Consider the following 17640-nt stretch of genomic DNA (forward strand, 5'->3'; position numbering starts at 1 on the left):
TCCAGGATGCGCTGGCAACTACATAGTTGCCATTGCTGAGCGCAACTACACCTTCGTTGCCGATCTGATCATCGGCAGTCGAGCCAATCAACGAGTTGGCTGGGGAAACCGGGCCGCTCAACCCGGAGTTTCCATTTGCCCAGGTCACCGCGCCGACGGCCTCGATGCCGCCATTGCTCCAATTGGGAGAACTGACGACATAGTTGCCATTCTCGAGCGCGGTAACGTCACCAACGCGGTCATCGATCGAACTGCCGACCAGCGAGTTGGTTGCGGAGACCACGCCATTCAGGCCGGTATCGGCATTGATCCAGGTGACTGCACCGACATTGATGATCGTATCGCTATCCCAGTTAGTGCTGGACACTACGAAATGTCCGCTACCCAGCACGGTGATACCGCGATTGCCAATCCGGTCGTCGGCCTTGCCTCCCGTTAGCGTGCTAATCAACACACCCTCGGTGCCATACAAGTGCACCGCACCAGGCCCTTCCGGATCCACCACGACGATATTGCCATTCGGAAGCACGGCAACTTCGGCGCCGAATTCAATGCTGCCAGGCGGACCCGGAATATCGAATTGGGCGGCGATGGCGCTTGGCAGACTCGCCAACAACAGCAATACCGTGAATGTCACAGCTAGAGACCTTGCCCCCTTCCTGATAGGGATCCCAAACGCATCGACTGGGGGGACAAAATCGTGGTGGACCTGGATCGGTGCATTCATCGGAGAGTTTCCATGCAGGAGTCTGACTCCATCGTGGTCATTCGGTGCCGGCAAGTCATGAAGAAACTCTGAAAGTTCTCTGCAAATCGCATGCAATCGCAGAATCTCGGGGTAAACAGCAGCGCTGGCGAGTTCCGCACACCGGTATTGGCTAGATGGTGTCGCATCCGCAAAGGATGGCAATCAGGCCGATTGCGACCTCGATGGACCTCCTGGATCGAACCGGGAAATGCAGAATCCTGATTTTGCCTGTCTCCCTGCTCGCTTCTGTCAGCGCCGACGGGGGCCTGGCTCCCCCCCCCCTTCATTCATGTCCCGGTGCCCAGTTTCGGGGATTGGCGGATGCCGCTGGTGCCGGTTGTGCGGCCATGACCGGGCCAAGAGCAATTCCGTGAGCCGTTTTGGCACTGTTTCACGCACTACCTTCGTTGAGCGCGGGCAGATCTTCGATTGCGTTTCGGTTTTTTCACAGAATGCTTCTCCGGAAGCACACTCATAACCACTAGCGCCCGACCTTGGGCCAGATCGCAACCAAGAGCCCGATTTTTCCGCCGTACCCGTCGTAAAAGGAGAGAGAAATGCGCATTCTTGTTGCGGTTGTCATCGCGCTGCTATCCACCACGTCATATGCACAAACCTGCGCAAACCTGGTGGCACCCCCGTCCACAACGTTGTCGTTCACTGGCCCAGGCTACTGGCGCTACATTATTTCCGAGGGGTTTCTCGCGGGCGAGCCAACCATCGACGAACTGGATGCCGAGTTCTACTCGAGCTCGTTTGGATCGTTCAACCTTGCGACTGGCGCCAACGACAATTACTCCACTTGCGATCAATGCATCACTTTCAGTCGTGACTACACGGATCCTGTGAACAACAAGTTGTTCTTCCAGAGTACCGGCACGATCACGATCACCCAGGCGCCAGGGCCGGCGACCTTGAACGTCCAGCTTTCGAACACGCGCCTGGTTGAAGTGACCCTCGACCCGAACACCTACGTGTCCACGCCAGTTCCCGGCGGCGAGTGCTACGACCTGGTCCCCAATGAAGTCTTTCTCTCAGGCTTCGATGATTGAGCCAGGCGCGGCACCCCATCGGGAATTCGATTCCCGAAACGACTGAACGCGGTCTGGATACCGAACGTGCTGGAAAAGCACTGGAGTTAAAGTAGCGCGGAAAGCCTGAGTCGAATCGCGGGAGGTGCAGCGCGTTCAGATGTCGGCGCGCCCTCTGCATGGGCAGTCCGCCGCCCTCGATTTCAAGCGGGTCGAGCTGCTTGATGCCTGTTGGGTGCTCGCCCCACACGATCTGCTCGTATAGTGGCTGTCCCGAGCTGGCTCTTGCCAGCGATTACCCAGGACAGATCATGACCGCATCCGCCGCTTTCGTGGAACGCCTGAGTCAGTCGCTGGAATCCCGGGAGCTGGAGCGCAAGTCCGGATTGGGGAAGCTCGCCTGGAGTGGCCAGATCAACGGCCGCTCGTGCATCGTGACCCTCAGCAGGCAAGGCCGCACGCGCTACACCGGAGAGGTGCGCAGCCGCGAACACCTTGGCTACCGCCTGCGTATCGAACTTTCCACTGCAGTGCGCGTACGGCTGTTCTTCGTGCGCTCGGGGTTCGCCAGGAACCCATTCATTCGCTGGGTCTATCGCTGGAGAAAGCAGCAGGTACTCGCCGATGTGCCTACCTCTCTGGATGGCTTTGACGTCGTAACGGCTGATCGCGACTATGCCCTGCGCCTGGTGCATCAACCGCGCGCAGCAACGACGATCAGTGACCTGCTCACACGGAATGCCAGCGCTTCCCTTGCCGGCAGCATCCATTTCGGGCCGGGCACCATTCACTACGCAAGCCCCATTCTGCAACCTGAGACCCTCACACCGGACTACACGTTCGAGGCAATCAACGAGCTACTTTCGATCCTCGCCACTGCCGAGCAACTTCCAGCACCAAAGGTGCCCTGCACTCTCACGCGATTTGAAAGGCTCTCCAAGGACCAGCCATTGCTGGTTGCGGCGCTGATCATTCTTGCTGCGCTTGCAGCCCTGCTGCTTGGTGCCGGCTTGCTGATCCTGCTGCTTTTTCTGGTGTTCTGACAGGCGCCTTGGAGAACGAATTGCGGGGTCGACTGCCGCACGAATCAATCGACACCCCTGATCTTTGCTGCACCCTGCACACGCAGGGCAGGCAGGCTCAAATTTGCGGGGAGGAATAGCGCGATCAGTTCAAGGCTTCAGGACACAGTGGCTGGCACCCTGCGCGTCAGCTTGGGGGTGAGAGGACTCGGATGCGCGATGCTGCAGGTGGCAACTTGCAGCAAGGATTCCAGCACGCAGGCGAACCTAGCGGGCGGAGCGTCCGTGACGAAGGCATGCTGCAAGCCAGGCTGCGAGAACCAGATGGAAGGCAACGGCAGGCCATGACGCGACTCCTTCGATGCCGTGCGCCAGGTAGCCATGGACCAGAAGCACTGGCACACCGATGTTGTACACAAGCAAGCCTGTCAACAAGCTGTCAGGAGATCCTCCACGCGTGGTCGTCTTCTCGAACCAGCAGACAAGGCCCATGGCGATCAGTGCAAGCCCCGCTATGCGAGCCACGACGAGCGCAACTTCGGACTCCAGGGAATGGCCGAGCAGGATCTCGACAATGACGGATGGAACGAACACCAAACCTGCCCCGGTTGCGAACTCCACCACCGCGATCGCCGCAAGCAGCGCCTTGATCTTCATGGTTCCAGCTCCGAATTCGACGCGTAACGCGACCGGCTGAACTCTACACGCTTCTGGGCATCAACAAGCCCACAAATGGTGCCGTCAGAACAAAAGTTGAAAGCCCCGGATATCGTGCTCCACCCTGGATTTCCCGACTCAGGACTCAAGATCATTCCCGATTTGCGCCGGGCCTCAGGGAATCTCCACATAGTATCCGCGCGACTCATCAGCATCGAACTGCTGATTGTCTGTGAGACACTGCACGAGGCCGCCACTTCATGCCATTGAACTGCCACCATGAATCCTGCCCCGAACTCCAATAGCCTGGATTCCGAGATTCTGTCCCGCCTCCCGGCCTATCTCGAACAACCGGAAGACGAGCGCGCGGCCTGGTTGCAGCAACACTGTGGCGACAATCCCAAGCTGATGAAGGCGATGCAGCGCATGGGCGACGCTGCCGCTGCGTGCGGTGATTTTCTGGAAAGCAGCCCGGTTTCTACGCAGCCTCCCAATCGAAGCGGCAAACGAATCGGTCGCTACGAGCTGATCAGCGAACTCGGACGCGGAGGCATGGGTGCGGTCTACCGCGCTCGTCGTGCGGATGGCGCCTTCGAACAGGAAGTCGCCATCAAGCTTTTCCTTCAGGATCTGGTCAGCGATTCCGCGTTGCAACGATTCACCGCGGAACGCCAGATCCTCGCAAGCCTGGAACATCCCGGCATCGCGCGACTGATCGACGGCGGAACTACTGCTGAAGGCACGCCCTTCGTCGTGATGGAGCTGATCAAAGGCGAGCCGATCACGAAGTATTGCGAAAACCACAGCCTCGATCTGCAAGCCCGTCTGAAACTGTTCCAGAACATTTGCGAAACACTCGAAGTCGCCCACCAGAAGGGCATCGTGCATCGCGACATCAAGCCGGCCAACGTGCTGGCGACGAAAGAGGGGCGCACCGTCCTGGTCGATTTTGGCATCGCCAAGGTACTGCGCGCAGAAGAATTCGCAGCAGCCTTGCCGGCGACCGTGCCGGGACTGACCGAGCTGACGCCTGACTACGCCAGCCCGGAACAGATCCGCGGACAGGACATCAGCGTCGCCAGCGACATCTATTCGCTTGGCATTCTGCTCTACGAAATCCTGACTGGCTCGCGTCCATACACGACAAACAGCCTCTCACCGGGTGAAATCGAACGCAGCGTCTGCGAAACGATTCCACCTGACCCGAGCTCCCGCGTAGCGATGATGCGGGCGCGCCCGCCGGCTGGCCTGGACGACAATCGCAAACTTCGCAGCAAGCTGCGTGGCGATCTCGATCGCATCGTGATGACCGCATTGCGCAAGCTGCCGAACGACCGCTACAAGAGTGCAGCTTCGTTCGCCGCCGACATCGGCAGATATCTGTCGGGCCTGCCAGTCAAGGCACGCGGTGCATCACGATCCTACCGCGCCGGCAAGTTCATTGTGCGACACCGTTTCGTTGTCGCCGCAGTCACTTTCGCGATTGTCGCCCTGCTCGGCGGATTGGTCGCCGTCAGCTTGCAAGCGCGCGAAGCCCAGCGGCAGCGCGACATCGCCCTGCAGGAAGCCGAACGGGCCAAGAGCACGAAGGACTTCCTCGTCGAAATGATCGGTCGCGCCGATCCCTACGAGAATTCGGAGTCGGCCACCCTGATTGGCGCGATCAAGCAGTCCACAACCAGCATTGATACTCGCTTCAAGGGACAACCCCTGCTCGAAGCCGACCTGCGCTACGCGATCGGATATGCCTTGCAGAACCTTGGCGAGATTGAACCGGCACAGGAACAAATGGAAAGAGCGTTGACCCTGCGAGAACAGGCAGGATCAAAGCTCGATATTGCGGAGGCCACTGCCGGACTTGGCATCATCGACTGGTGGAAGAGCGACTTCAAAGCCGGAGAAATGCATTTTCGACAGGCACTGGATCTGATTGATGTGGATCGATCCGATCGAGCTTCCATCCTGCGCGTCGATGCCTTGATCAATCTCGCCGGCATGCTGATTGATGCCGGTGACTACCCCCGAAGTGAGTCCATTTCGCGCAAGGCGGTTGCCGCGGCAGAAGACTGGCCAGGCATTCCGGTAGCGACACTGGCCACGCTTTGGGGCAATCTGGCCACTGCCCAGCAAGGCAACAGCAAACTGGATGCCGCCGGGAAATCATTCGAGAAAACACTTGAGATGCAGCGCAAGGCGACAGGCGAAATGAATCCCGCCTATGCGATCGTGCTGAACAATCAGGCCCATCTTTTCCTCGAACAAGTCATGCTGGACAAGGCCATCGAAAACCTGACGCAATCCTTGAACATTCGCCGCCAGACCCTCGGCAAAAACCATCCACAGACCGCCACCGCCTTGTTCAATCTGGCCCACGTGCAGACAAAGGCAGGCGACTTTGCGGCAGCGGAACGCAATGGACTGGAAGCCCTGAGAATTGCCGAAGACAGTTACGAGCCAGGTCATCCGCGCATCGGCAAGGCACATCAGGCGCTCGCAGAGCTCTACTTGAAGACCAACCAGCTTCCACTGGCACGCAAGAATGCGTTGTACGCGCAGACCATCTACAAGAAGGCCTCTGGCGTAGATCCTGCGTGGATAGAAGCCGCCAACGCACTCGTCCAGAAGACGCAAGAACCAAAGACCAGGCAGTAGCATCGAATGAGCGAAGTCCAGCGACACGCCCCGGCAACGAACGAATCGAAACATTCAGCTCGCCAAAATGCCCAACCTGCATTACCTGCGAGTTCTTCTGAAATGACCTCCACTCCCTCACACGCGTTCTGAAGCGCCGCACGAACCCGCGAATTCGCCAGTCTCCCTCCGGCTATACTGGGAGCCGTATGGCACTCCGTCCCAGGCTATTCCAGTACTGCTGGCTCTGCTTCCTGTTTGCAGCGCCCGGGGCAATGTATTTCGAGAACGCAAGATCTCCTTCCCGAAGGATCGCCGCCAGCGTTCACCTTGCGCGCGTTGCCCTGCTGCTGGGGCTACTGGCGGGCGCACTCACCCACGCCACTTCTACGGATCCAAGCGTGCGCGAGTTGCTCGGAAGCCCTGGCCTTGTGCAGCTCCCCGACGATCCGGACGAGCTCTTTGACGCCAGGGCGGTACGTCGTTTCTACACGCGTCGCGGATTCCAGCCAGCCTGGACTGGCCCTGGTTGTCAGGCCGCACTGCAATCGCTGATCGGCGCCATCGAAAATTCCGAGACTCACGGCTTGCAGGCGCACGACTACCATCTGGACGGCCTGATCGGGTCCGGTCGCTGCGATGCCACGCGCGAGCTGTTGGCTACCGATGCCTGGCTTGCACTGGCCGCGCACCTGCATGCTGGCCGCGTCGATCCCCTGACCGTCGAGCCTGACTGGACAGCCATCCGGCCCGGTATCGATGCTGTAGTGCTACTCGAACAGGCGCTTGCCGACGGGGATGTAGCCGGCGCCCTCGAACGCCTTGCACCGCAAGATTCCCTGTACGCCGCACTTCGCACGACTCTGGTTCGCTTTCGCAGCTACGCCGCGCTGGGGCGCTGGACTGCCATCAATTCCGGCCCTGCCCTTCGCCTCGGCGACTCGGGAATGCGTGTCGAACAATTACGCGCCCGTTTGTTCCTTTCAGGGCTGCTTGAGGCAGCTCCGGACGGCGGCGTCGATTCAAGTTTCGATGCATCGGTGGAGAGTGCCGTTCGCGCATTCCAGCGCCGCACCAACCTTGAGCCCGACGGCATAGTCGGCACGCAAACCCTGTTTCAGCTCAACCGGCGCGCGACGGATCGCATCAACCAGATTCGAGCGAATCTCGAACGACTGCGCTGGCTGCCTGACGACATGGGTCGCCGCCACATTCGGGTCAACATCGCAGACTACCGCCTCGAGGCCTGGAACAGTGGCGCAATCGAGCGGGAACATCAGGTCATCGTCGGGCAACAGTACCGACGCACACCCAGCTTCTCGGGCGCCATCACCTACCTGGTCTTCAGTCCCTGGTGGGAAGTTCCCCGTTCGCTCGCCGTGCGGGACAAGCTGCCACTGTTCCGGCGCGATCCTGGTGCCGTGACGCGCGGCGGCTATGAAGTACTCGATCGCGACGGCCGCATGGTTGATCCGGCCGGCATCAACTGGAAGGCAGTGTCGGCAGCCAATTTCCCCTATCGCGTGCGCCAGCGACCAGGGCCACAGAACGCACTGGGCTCGGTAAAGTTCATTTTCCCCAACGCGCACAATGTCTACCTGCACGACACTTCGAACCCGGCACTCTTCGGACGCGTTCGACGCAGCTTCTCCTCCGGCTGCATACGTGTCGAGTCTCCTCTCGCGCTCGCCCAGTGGATTCTTTCGCCGATGCCGGAATGGACAACCGAACGCATCGAAGCAGCGGCGAGCGCAAGCAACGCCCAGACAGTCGTGCTGGACGAATCGGTCCCCGTCCACCTGCTGTACCTGACCACCGTATACGACGGCAACGACAGCGTCCGATTCATCGATGACATCTACATGCGCGATCCCGAACTTGTCATCGCTCTCGATCGCGCTCCGCCCGTGAAGGCACCCTGACGCCACGTCCGCTGGAGGTCACAGCCTCTTTGGACGATCCAGACGGGCGGAGGAAGCAACCGGATTTCAACCGGACTCGAATGGCACAGGCATATTTGCTAGAACCTGAAAATGATGCCCGTTCTGGCGCCGCTGTCATCGAGTTCGAGCGAACCCCTGTAATCACGACGATCAAGATTGACATCAATCTTGTTGCGGCTGTAGTCCAGATATACACCGAACCTTTCCCACGGGAACCATTCGACCCCAATCTGGCCTACCGCTACGCTGCCATCGACATCGTTGATGGTGGCGTTGAACACCCCTGCACTTGCGTAGATCCGCCAATCATCTGCAGGACGCCAACGCCAATCGAACCCAATGCTTGGTGCGGGCACGCCACTGTTGGCGTCGGCTCTGTTGACGGCTGTCGTCTGCTCGACTTCAAGAGACAACCCGATGTCGTAATACACCAAGCCTACTCGCGGCCCCAACGCCCAGTTTTCCTTTTGCCAGGCCCAAAAGACGTAGTGCATCTCGTAGCCTTCCATCTCCAACTCGGTGCGCACCCGCGAACCAGCTGGAAAATCCTGCCCTTCGAAGATGATGTCGCGCTGCAGGGTGCGATTGGAGGAACGTGAGTTGTTGAAGTAGCTCACTCCAAAACCATGGTGGGCCCATGGTCGCCAGTCCACCTGTGCAAAGGCAATCGCCTCAGAACTTTTCAGCCCCAGGTCACGTTGCAAATCGATATCGGTGCCGCTGTCAATAACGCTGCCCTCGACCCGAGCTACCGTATCGAGTTGTGTGAAATAGGTCGCCAGTCGTACCGAAAACACATCGAGCACTGGCACTTCGGCCATGGCTGCAGCTGGCAGCATGCATGCCATCGACAACACACACGAAAAACCGAAACGGGTGTTGCTTCGAATGCTGACTGTACTCACTGCTTTGCTCCTGGACATGTAACTCGCAAGACTACCACTCCAACTGATTTTCGGCAGTATCTCTGGCAGTCATGTCTGCGCGCTTTTGACATGCGGACAAGCGTGTCGGTAGCGATGCGTAGAGCCAGCCCGATCACTGGCCGACCCAGCCGGCAAACTTCATGCTGAGACCTTTGCAGAATCCCGCTTTTCTGCAGAACATCCGACCTCGCTCGATCATCATCCTGCAAAGCCGCAAGTGCGCGCGTGCCAGCCATCCGTAACGGTAAATCTGTGGGCCCCGGTGCTGTTTTCACGGCCAGGTTTCCCGCCGAAAATCTGCCAGAGGGACTGCAGTACGGCGACAGCCCTGGCAATCACCCTGGTGCGACCCGGGCTCTCAAGATGACCCCACACGCGGACTACCAGACTGATGCCACCAGTACCGGTTTCTGGAGTTCGTCACCTGCTGCCATCAGACCCCGTGCACCAGATATTGTTCGACCGCCTGCATGGCTTCAATCCCGTACACCACGGAAGGACCGCCGCCCATCATGATGGCCACCGACACTGCTTCCAGAATCTCTTCCTTGCTCGCGCCAGCCTTCAATGCATCATGCACGTGGTAGGTGATGCAGCCGTCGCAGCGAACCGTGATTGCGATGCCCAATGCGATCAACTCCTTCGTCTTGCTGTCCAGTGCCCCGGCCTTGAGACTGGAATCATGCAATGCACCGAAACCCTGCATCACATCCGGGAGTGCCGTGCCCAGTTTCTCCATCCAGGTGCCAAGTTCCTGGTAGTGCGCGGGAAAGTCTTTCATGGTCGTCTCCAACAGGTGTGATTGTGGCGGGTTGCCTCGGAGGACTGCGATGCATGCCATCAGCGACCTCCGTCGAATGCAACCAGGGTGGACGGGAACCGATTCCCTGAACCGGCCTCGCCTGGCTACGGCGTTGCATCTACCAGCCTTCCAGAAGACCTCCGTCCGCGAAGTCCCAGATGAAGTAAACGTAGCCACGCCAGTCATAGCGATCGGTGTCATTTAGCGGCAACTCGACACCCACGTTTAGTGCGATGTTGCCGCGCTTGTTCAGGCCAATGCGCGCCTGTGGCAGCATGGAGAGCTGTACGGCATCCTTGCGCTCGGCACCGGTTCCGCGTTCGAATGGAACCTCGGCAACAAACTCCAGGGCCGGAAATACGTTGCGCGGCAGAGACGTGTAAGTCCAGTGCACGACGCCGGCAAACTCCGCACTGCTATGGTCGGAGTCTTCCAGATCCAGCTTGAGCCGGCCGCTGCCCTGAAAGGTGAGCCCCTCGTTGATTACCTTGCCTACAGCGATGTAAGGCAGAAACTCCCAGTGCGCATCATTGTTGAGGGGCACGCCTATCTGCGCCGCGCCCGCCAGAATGAACCCGGCTCGCCGGTCATGTTTGAGCACATACTTGAATCCTGGTTCGAAGTGACCGAATTCGGAGGTACTGCCCTTGTCCTCGTAGGTGACTTCCAGAATGCCCTGAGCGCGCGTGCCGAGGCGGAACTCATACTCCAGGGTGTTCTTCCAGGCATCGTCGCCATCCAGCCCGCTGTAGCGTTGCTTCCAAACCCACTCGTCCTCGGGGAAGGCCTTCTTGGTGCGCAACGGCAAAAATAGATTGAGATCACCGTCTGGATAGTCGTGTTCTCCGCCGATGCCGGTTTTGACATACGCAAGCACCGCATTGATGTCGGACTCGGACAGCACGCCACCGAATGCCGGCATCATTTCGGAAAATCCCAGTGCCGGTCCGCCATCGGTGACCACGGTCTTCCAGTCTGAAACGGGCTCGCGACTGTTGAACAGCTTGTCGGAGAAATTGGCCGGCACAACACCCAGCGCCTTGACCAGGGCCGATTCAGGATCGGGCTGCCCGGCAGCGCCATGACAACTGACACAATGCGACGAGAAGACAGCCTCGCCGCGCTCCAGCTCATCGCTGCCCGCAGCGGCGTGGCCGAATTGCAGCAGTAAACAGAGTGAAAACAGGACTCTGAACACCTTCATGGTTTCCATGGATTGGCTACTCCGTCGACTACCATGTGTTCAGTAATAGCCCTTTTCACCTGCAAGAGGACTGACTCAGATCAAGTAACAGGGTTCGCAGGGACTGTCATGGGTGCTCGGCCAAGCCTGCGGGCAAGCAGAAGGCGATGGACAGCCCGAATGCGCCGGCTTACTGGATTCGTGATCAGTTTCCGAATTGCGAAGCATTGGCTATTCCGCGTTCGCCGAGGAATTTCGATGTGCCGCGCGTCTTTCCGCGAACGAATGATTCGTTGAAGGAGACACAGCTACCTTCGCCGGGCCCGAACGTCACGAATGCGCTGACGGACCTCACCGGGTGGCGGAGTTCCCCGCCATTCCTTCCAACAATGCAGCTCGATGAAAGCGCCTGGATTGCCTACCGGGGTGATTCAGGTCGCAACCATAGCCAGATCGCGATCAGCATCATCATCGCGCTGACACCAATGGCCAGCCACAAGTGCGGTGACAAGGCAAACAACAACAACGATGTAGCAGCCATCATCGTCGTGGCCATCCATTTGGCATTCCGGCCAACCACACCATTTTCGCGCCAATCGCTGATCATCGGCCCCATGTACGGGTGGCTGAGCAGCCAGTCGTGAAGTCGCTGCGATCCGCGCGAGGCCGCGTAGGCGGAAAGCAGGATGAACGGAACGGTCGGAACCACGGGCAGCGCAATGCCAATGATGCCTAGCCCAAGGCTGACATAGGCCAGCAGCCACCATGCCCAACGCCAGCGGCGGCGGGGTCCGGGGGGCGTCTCTTCACTCACGAAAATGTCTACCGGCTGCAAGGCCGATGGATGTGGTTTCGATCATTCGGCTGACCTCCATTGGCGATGCGAGAAAGCGCCAGCAAATAGATTACATCGCCGATGCGGTGCAGCACTACACCTCGTTCCTGCAGGGCAAAAGCCAGAACGGACGTCGAAATTGGAACCTGACCGGGTTGTGAACAAGCAGCGCATGCCAAGGTCGATACTTTCGGCTGCCGGCAACCAACTGCGCTATTGTCGACGCTGAACGTGCATGACGTGAGGGGATCGATGATGGACGAATTGCGCAATAGCGTGCCGGTCGTCGGCGTGGGGCGGCGCGAGGCGATTGTCCTGCTGACTCTGGTCGGTGCAGTGCTGCTGTGGTCGGCGATTGCGCCGAACGACCGCCTGACCTGGTTGATGGAAGTCATCTGGGTGCTGGCTGCGATCCCGCTGCTGATCGGCACACGCAGGCGATTCCCGCTGACGCGCATGCTGTATTGGCTGCTCGCGATCCATGACGTGATCCTGATTTACGGCGGTCAGTACACCTACGCAGAGACACCACTCGGCAATTGGGCGCGCGATTCGTTCGACCTCGCGCGCAACCACTACGATCGTCTGGGCCACTTCGCACAGGGTTTCGTGCCGGCGATCCTCGCCCGCGAACTGTTGCTGCGTCTGACGCCATTGCGGCCGGGCGGCTGGCTGTTCTACCTGGTCTGCGCCGCCTGTCTCAGCTTCAGCGCGTTCTTCGAGTTCATCGAATGGTGGGCCGCCTTGATCATGGGGGGAGACGCCGATGCCTACCTCGCAACCCAGGGAGATATCTGGGACACTCAATGGGACATGTTCCTGGCGCTATGCGGCGCAATCCTGGCCCAACTCCTGCTGACGCGCTGGCATAACCGCCAGCTCGGCGTGCGTTGAGGGGAAACGGGCACGCGCGGCATGTTGCGATGCCGCGCATCGCTTCAAACGGCGGCCCGCTCCAACGCGCTGCGTTGCCAACGTCTTCCGCATAGATCCACACTTCACCGACCTCAGCTTGCCCCGGCATCCAGCACGTGCCCCGGTCGCAGGCAAACACTTACGGACGCTACCGCTCGGTTTACCATGGCGACGACATGACCGATCCCGCACCCCGACGCCATCTGATACGCCGCAGCCTGCTGGTACTGTCTGCCGCCGCCATAATGAGCTACCTGTTGTTGGTGCTTTTGTTGCGTCCGTCGAACGATCGCGACTGGTCACTCGATCAGCAGCACCTTGCGACCGCCGAATTTTCCGGCGACAGCGTACGCGTGCGGAACGTGCGAAATGCCTACTATCGGTCGACGACAGACTTCGATGTGCACTGGGAAGATCGCACTTTTGACCTGCGCCAACTGGAATCGGTCTGGTATGTGGTCGAGCCCTTCGCCTCCTGGCGCGGGCCAGCCCACACCTTCCTGAGCTTCGGCTTCGACAATGGCGAATATATTTCCATCTCGGTCGAGATTCGCAAGGAACGCGGTGAAGCGTTCTCGCCACTGAGCGGACTCCTTCGACAGTACGAGCTGGCCTACATAGTCGGCGACGAACGCGACCTGATCGGCCTGCGCGCCAATCACCGCAATGACGACGTGCACCTCTACCCGATGCGGGTGACCCAGGCCGCGGCACGTGCGCTGTTCGTCTCAATGCTGGAACGCGCCAACGCGCTGGCGGAACAGCCCGAGTTCTACAACACACTTACCAGCACTTGCACCAGCAACATCGTTGACCATGTCAGCCTGATCACACCCGAACCAATTCCATTCAGTTACAAGACCCTGCTGCCGGCCTATTCGGACGACCTGGCCTTCGATCTTGGCATGATTGACACAGCCCTTCCCCGCGAGCAGTTTCGCGCCGCGTTCCGTATCAATGATCTCGCGCTGAAACATGCCGACAGCGTGAATTTTTCAGAGGCGATTCGCTCGCACCATCGCAAATGAATCCGAGTCCGAAGCGCGGTCAGCGGGAACGATTGGCACGCTGTTTCCAGCGGGTTTCCGGAAGGCGCGAACTGGCTCCAACGCGGGATCCATTCCATTTCGCAATCGGCTCACTCTTCAAGTGGCAAGCAGGATCCGGGAAAACCGGCCTGCCGGGAAATCGCCCGCTCTGATATGAGTGGCTGGACGGCCACTACGGTTCTTCGCCACGCCCGATAGACTTGAGGTGATCCTTCAGGGTTCGCTCGAAGCGCGACATTGTTGGTCGCACCAGCGGTCGATACAGATAGCGCAGTACCCACCCCGGAATCCATTGGCCACGTTCTTCGTAGGCGACTCTGGCTCTGGGGTGATCCATGAAACGAAAACCGACGGGGCGATACTCGGAACTGGTGGTCCAGAACTCGATGCGGTTGACGTGTTTGACGCTCTTGTAGCCGTAGTGAGCGGGTGCCACCAGGCGCAAGGGTGCGCCATGCTTGATTGTCAGCGGCTCGCCGTTCAATCGATCCGCGAGAATCACATCCGACGCCAGCAGATCTTCAAGTGGCAGGCTCGAGCGCGCGCCGTCCTGGCCGCGCAGAACGACGAATGTCGCCTGCGCAGACGGCCTGGCAAGCGGCACCACGACCTGCCGGTAGAAATCCGAGAAGCGAATGCCGCTCCACCGAAGTGCCCGGTGTGTCCAGGTGGTCACACAATGAAAATCGGAGCACTGCTCGACCCGCGCGAGGGCATCGAGCTCGGTCCCGACTTCCAGGGACGACTCCACGTCACCGGCGATCTGAACCTTGATTGCATCAATAGCCTTTGGAAAGCGCACGGCAAACGGAGTCAAACCGAAACGCGGAAAACTCTCGATTTCTCGCTGTCCTGGTGGCAAGGCCGCGCTCGTTCTCATGCAGACTCCTCTGAAACCACTCAACGCACTACCAGGGATGTTGCCGGCGTGTCGCGCCATGCTAACCGAGCACTCCGGCATTCTGGCCGTTCCGCCGGACATTTCAGCCCAATCAGCATCCTGCTTCGCCACACAGCGGCGACTCCATGGCAGTGGATGCTCCTGCAAATCCAGCTTCCATCCAGCAAAGCCGGGCCAACCAAACCGGCTATGCAAAAGCAGGTTCGAGAATTGAAACCTGATACCGCTTCGACTGCACCGGGTTTTGCTACCAGGGCAGCTCGTCACCCTTGGCATGGCGGAAGCTGCCGGTCTGTTCAAGTGTGAGCGCATCCAGGCGTTCGACCAACTGCATGGCAGCCGCATCCGGACTGATGTCGCCACTGCCACCAACCATCTCGGTCGCGACGTATCCGGGGTGCAGCAGCATCACCGCCACACCACGGTCTTTCAGGTCCAGTGCCAGCGACTTTCCAATCGCGTTCACTGCTGCCTTTGACGCCCGGTATCCGTAGTAGCCACCAGAACCGTTGTCCGCAACCGAGCCCATGCGACTGGTCAGGATGCCTAGCTTCGCGCCCTTTGCCAGGTTCCCTGACAAGGCCTGTACCGTGCGCAGCGGGCCGAGCGAATTCACCTCGAACTGCCGACGCATCTGCTCGAACCCATCCTCGTCGATGGCACCCAGCGTTTCCTTCGAGAGGATGCCGGCATTGCAAACCAGGACGTCGATACGCGTATCACCCAGGCGCTTCACCAAGGCCGCAAGCGCAACACCGTCAGTCACGTCAACACCGGATTCCACCCGCGCGCCCGTCGCCTCCAGTGCGTCGCTGCTTTCACGGCAAGTGCCAATCACGTCGTCGCCGCGCGCCGCATACTGCTTCGCAAGCGAAAGCCCGATACCACGGTTGGCTCCGGTGACAAGAATGGTAGACAAGACAATCTCCTGATGCTGAATGGAGTTCAGGATATGGAGACGACCGTGCCCGTGATCAAGCGTGGCCTGAATTGCCGCGGGGCTCATGAAATGGAGTCAGCGGAAAGGCAGCTGAGAATGCACCTGTCCTGGCAGACACGCGCTTCGGAAGCGTATGCCGCATCACACTACAGGTCCGAGCCGATGCTGCGCTTGAAGAGTCGGGAACGAACCTCGCGTTTCAAGGTTCGGCCACAGCGTGGCAGCAAGGGAGAATGAACCATCAAGTGCTCTTGCGCTATTGCGTACACCAATGAAGAAGCGATGGCGATGCGATAGGCACAAACTTCGAGATCAAGTTGAAGTCTTCCATACAGGAATATCCAGCGATAGCTTCCGTCCAAGTTCGATCGATGCGCAGATCTGCAGCCAGTCAGGGCGCAAATCATTCGAGAACCAAATACCTTCCACCCTTGGGCTTCCCGGCAGTGCTTCTGGATTTGGTCCGCCGAACTGCGGAACTGCGGAACTGCGGAACTGCAGGAAGTTCAACCTGATCCGAGCCTCAAGTGTTGGCGAGGGCACCGGTCACCAGAACATTGAATCCGGACCTCAAGGAGTGTGATTGCGTGCGGGCAGGCCCGTTGCAGCTTCGTTCGCGCACATTCGCGCGCGCACGTCATCAAGATACTTCTGCGAGCCTTCATGCGGCGATTCCAGTCGCTCAAGCGAAGTCTCGGCTCGCGCAAGCAAATCTGACGCATCTGAATAGTGCGCCTGCAAGAGATGCGCGTCGGCAAGGGTGGTCAGTGCCTGCGCATGGTAGTGATGATCGGTTTCCACATACATGCGATCGGACATGGCCACGGCCTGCCCGGCCCACTGCATCGCGAGCTCAGCATTCCCGAGCTCTATCGATTGCCGGGCCAGATTGGTCATGGGCACTAGCACCATGACATGGTCACCAGTGAACGAATGGCGGTGCATTGCGACCGCACGTTGAAGATAGGCCAGCGCCTGCTCGGGCTGCTTGCGTGCGCGTGCGAGACGGGCACGATTGTTCAGCACGATGGCCAGGTAAGGGCCGCCATCCGGATACAGGCGCTCAAAGATCGCCTCCACCTGGTCGTACAGGGCATCGGCACGGTCCAGATCACCGAGGCCGCGCGCAGAATGGGCAAGATTTCCAAGGGTCTGCGCACGTTCGTCATCGGTTGGAGGCGTGCTTGCATTGTCACCTGCCAACAACGCCCTGCGCAGCATGGGATCGGCGTGTTCAAAATCATCCTCGATGAGAAAGAGCACCCCATAGTCGTTGAGGATGTTGGACTCCAATTGGGTATTGGCCTGGCCACTACGCGCAATGCGGGCCAGCGCTTCATCGTAGAGCGCCTTGGCCTCCATCAGTCGGTTCTGTTCCTTGCGCAACGAAGCCAGGGCTGCAACTGCCTTGATCGAGCGGGGATCCAGTGGGCCGAAAAGCAGTTCGCCTTGCTCCATTGCGAGGGATAGCTGCTTTTCTGCGGCGTCAAGCCGATAGCGCCCAAGCATGCTCTTGCCAAGCGAATAGCGAATATCGACCGCCAGGTCGGGCCGATTGCCGAAGCTTTCGTCAGCTTTCTCGGCTGCGTCGTCAAGAGCTTCGGCGAGGCTGATTTCGCTGCCACTCGCGTACGGATTCGACACCGACAGGACATCGACAAGGAAGGCGTTGACCAAGCCCGTGTCCCGCGCCGCCCTGCCGGCTTCGGCAGCCTGCCAGAGCGCGATGGCTGCGGCAGTCAGGAACGCCGCGCCAGCCACTGCTGCTGCTGCGGAACCGATACGATGGCGCTGCACAAACTTGCCGAAGCGATACTTGATGCTGTCCGGATGGGCGAGCACCGGCCGCCCTTGCAGATGACGGCTCAGGTCATCTGCAAATGCCTGGGCAGATTCATAGCGGCGCGACGGGTCCTTGTGCAAGGCACGCGCAACGATACGTTCGAGATCGCCGCCGATACGCGAAAGACGAACTTGTTTCTCCTCCGCACTCAGGTCCGAAGTCGCGAGCGCACGCCGCAAGGTCGGCGGCTCGGTTTCACTGATGATTCGTTCAC

16 protein-coding genes are annotated in these 17640 nt (G+C 59.5%); 7 read left to right on the top strand and 9 right to left on the bottom strand.

Annotated elements, in window-relative coordinates; all coding sequences use genetic code 11:
- Window positions 1–637, bottom strand: a 637-nt coding sequence (locus WBP53_RS08000; protein ID WP_423927690.1) for a hypothetical protein, incomplete at its 3' end; no start/stop codon positions are given.
- Between the two features lie 668 nt (window positions 638–1305).
- On the opposite strand from WBP53_RS08000, the gene WBP53_RS08005 reads away from it, so the two are divergent.
- Both WBP53_RS08005 and WBP53_RS08010 read left to right on the top strand, forming a co-directional pair.
- The gene (locus WBP53_RS08005; RefSeq protein WP_423927692.1) at window positions 1306–1800 is read left to right on the top strand and encodes a hypothetical protein; all 495 of its coding nucleotides are present in this window, start codon (window positions 1306–1308) and stop codon (window positions 1798–1800) included.
- 290 nt (window positions 1801–2090) lie between these two features.
- Window positions 2091–2822: a hypothetical protein gene (locus WBP53_RS08010; RefSeq protein WP_423927694.1), complete on the top strand. Its 732-nt coding sequence runs from the start codon at window positions 2091–2093 to the stop codon at window positions 2820–2822.
- A gap of 246 nt (window positions 2823–3068) precedes the next feature.
- On the opposite strand, the gene WBP53_RS08015 is transcribed toward WBP53_RS08010, so the two are convergent.
- Entirely contained in the window at window positions 3069–3458 is a 390-nt protein-coding gene (locus WBP53_RS08015; RefSeq protein ID WP_423927696.1) for a hypothetical protein, read from the bottom strand.
- Between the two features lie 279 nt (window positions 3459–3737).
- Here WBP53_RS08015 and WBP53_RS08020 point away from each other — a divergent pair, with 279 nt between their 5' ends.
- Both WBP53_RS08020 and WBP53_RS08025 read left to right on the top strand, forming a co-directional pair.
- Window positions 3738–6110, top strand: a complete 2373-nt coding sequence (locus WBP53_RS08020) for a protein kinase domain-containing protein (RefSeq protein ID WP_423927698.1) — start codon at window positions 3738–3740, stop codon at window positions 6108–6110.
- 380 nt (window positions 6111–6490) lie between these two features.
- Window positions 6491–8011, top strand: a complete 1521-nt coding sequence (locus WBP53_RS08025; protein ID WP_423927700.1) for a L,D-transpeptidase family protein — start codon at window positions 6491–6493, stop codon at window positions 8009–8011.
- A gap of 98 nt (window positions 8012–8109) precedes the next feature.
- Here the strand turns inward: WBP53_RS08025 and WBP53_RS08030 are convergent, their stop codons facing one another.
- The 4 genes from WBP53_RS08030 to WBP53_RS08045 all read right to left on the bottom strand — a co-directional run bounded on the left by WBP53_RS08030 (window position 8110) and on the right by WBP53_RS08045 (window position 11757).
- Window positions 8110–8871 (bottom strand): hypothetical protein, encoded by a 762-nt coding sequence (locus tag WBP53_RS08030; RefSeq protein ID WP_423927702.1) that lies wholly within the window; start codon window positions 8869–8871, stop codon window positions 8110–8112.
- 520 nt (window positions 8872–9391) lie between these two features.
- On the bottom strand, window positions 9392–9739 hold the full coding sequence (locus WBP53_RS08035; protein WP_423927704.1) for a carboxymuconolactone decarboxylase family protein: 348 nt from the start codon (window positions 9737–9739) through the stop codon (window positions 9392–9394).
- Between the two features lie 139 nt (window positions 9740–9878).
- Window positions 9879–10973 (bottom strand): c-type cytochrome, encoded by a 1095-nt coding sequence (locus tag WBP53_RS08040; protein ID WP_423927706.1) that lies wholly within the window; start codon window positions 10971–10973, stop codon window positions 9879–9881.
- A gap of 388 nt (window positions 10974–11361) precedes the next feature.
- Window positions 11362–11757 carry a YbaN family protein gene (locus WBP53_RS08045; RefSeq protein ID WP_423927708.1) on the bottom strand — a complete coding sequence of 132 codons (396 nt, stop codon included), beginning with the start codon at window positions 11755–11757 and terminating at the stop codon, window positions 11362–11364.
- 26 nt (window positions 11758–11783) lie between these two features.
- On the opposite strand from WBP53_RS08045, the gene WBP53_RS08050 reads away from it, so the two are divergent.
- The 3 genes from WBP53_RS08050 (at window position 11784) to WBP53_RS08060 (ending at window position 13721) form a co-directional block, all read left to right on the top strand.
- Window positions 11784–11939, top strand: a complete 156-nt coding sequence (locus WBP53_RS08050; RefSeq protein WP_423927710.1) for a hypothetical protein — start codon at window positions 11784–11786, stop codon at window positions 11937–11939.
- 79 nt (window positions 11940–12018) lie between these two features.
- Window positions 12019–12672 carry a DUF2238 domain-containing protein gene (locus tag WBP53_RS08055; RefSeq protein ID WP_423927712.1) on the top strand — a complete coding sequence of 218 codons (654 nt, stop codon included), beginning with the start codon at window positions 12019–12021 and terminating at the stop codon, window positions 12670–12672.
- A gap of 137 nt (window positions 12673–12809) precedes the next feature.
- Entirely contained in the window at window positions 12810–13721 is a 912-nt protein-coding gene (locus WBP53_RS08060) for a DUF4105 domain-containing protein (RefSeq protein WP_423927714.1), read from the top strand.
- A gap of 193 nt (window positions 13722–13914) precedes the next feature.
- Here the strand turns inward: WBP53_RS08060 and WBP53_RS08065 are convergent, their stop codons facing one another.
- The 3 genes from WBP53_RS08065 to WBP53_RS08075 form a co-directional block, all read right to left on the bottom strand.
- Entirely contained in the window at window positions 13915–14622 is a 708-nt protein-coding gene (locus tag WBP53_RS08065) for a molybdopterin-dependent oxidoreductase (RefSeq protein ID WP_423927716.1), read from the bottom strand.
- Between the two features lie 268 nt (window positions 14623–14890).
- Window positions 14891–15562, bottom strand: coding sequence for an SDR family oxidoreductase (locus tag WBP53_RS08070; protein ID WP_423927718.1), 672 nt, complete (start codon window positions 15560–15562; stop codon window positions 14891–14893).
- Window positions 15563–16153: 591 nt separating this feature from the next.
- Window positions 16154–17640, bottom strand: a 1487-nt coding sequence (locus tag WBP53_RS08075) for a tetratricopeptide repeat protein (RefSeq protein ID WP_423927720.1), incomplete at its 5' end; no start/stop codon positions are given.

It is taken from the genome of Dokdonella sp., assembly GCF_049593775.1.
In the GTDB taxonomy this organism is placed as follows: domain Bacteria; phylum Pseudomonadota; class Gammaproteobacteria; order Xanthomonadales; family Rhodanobacteraceae; genus Dokdonella.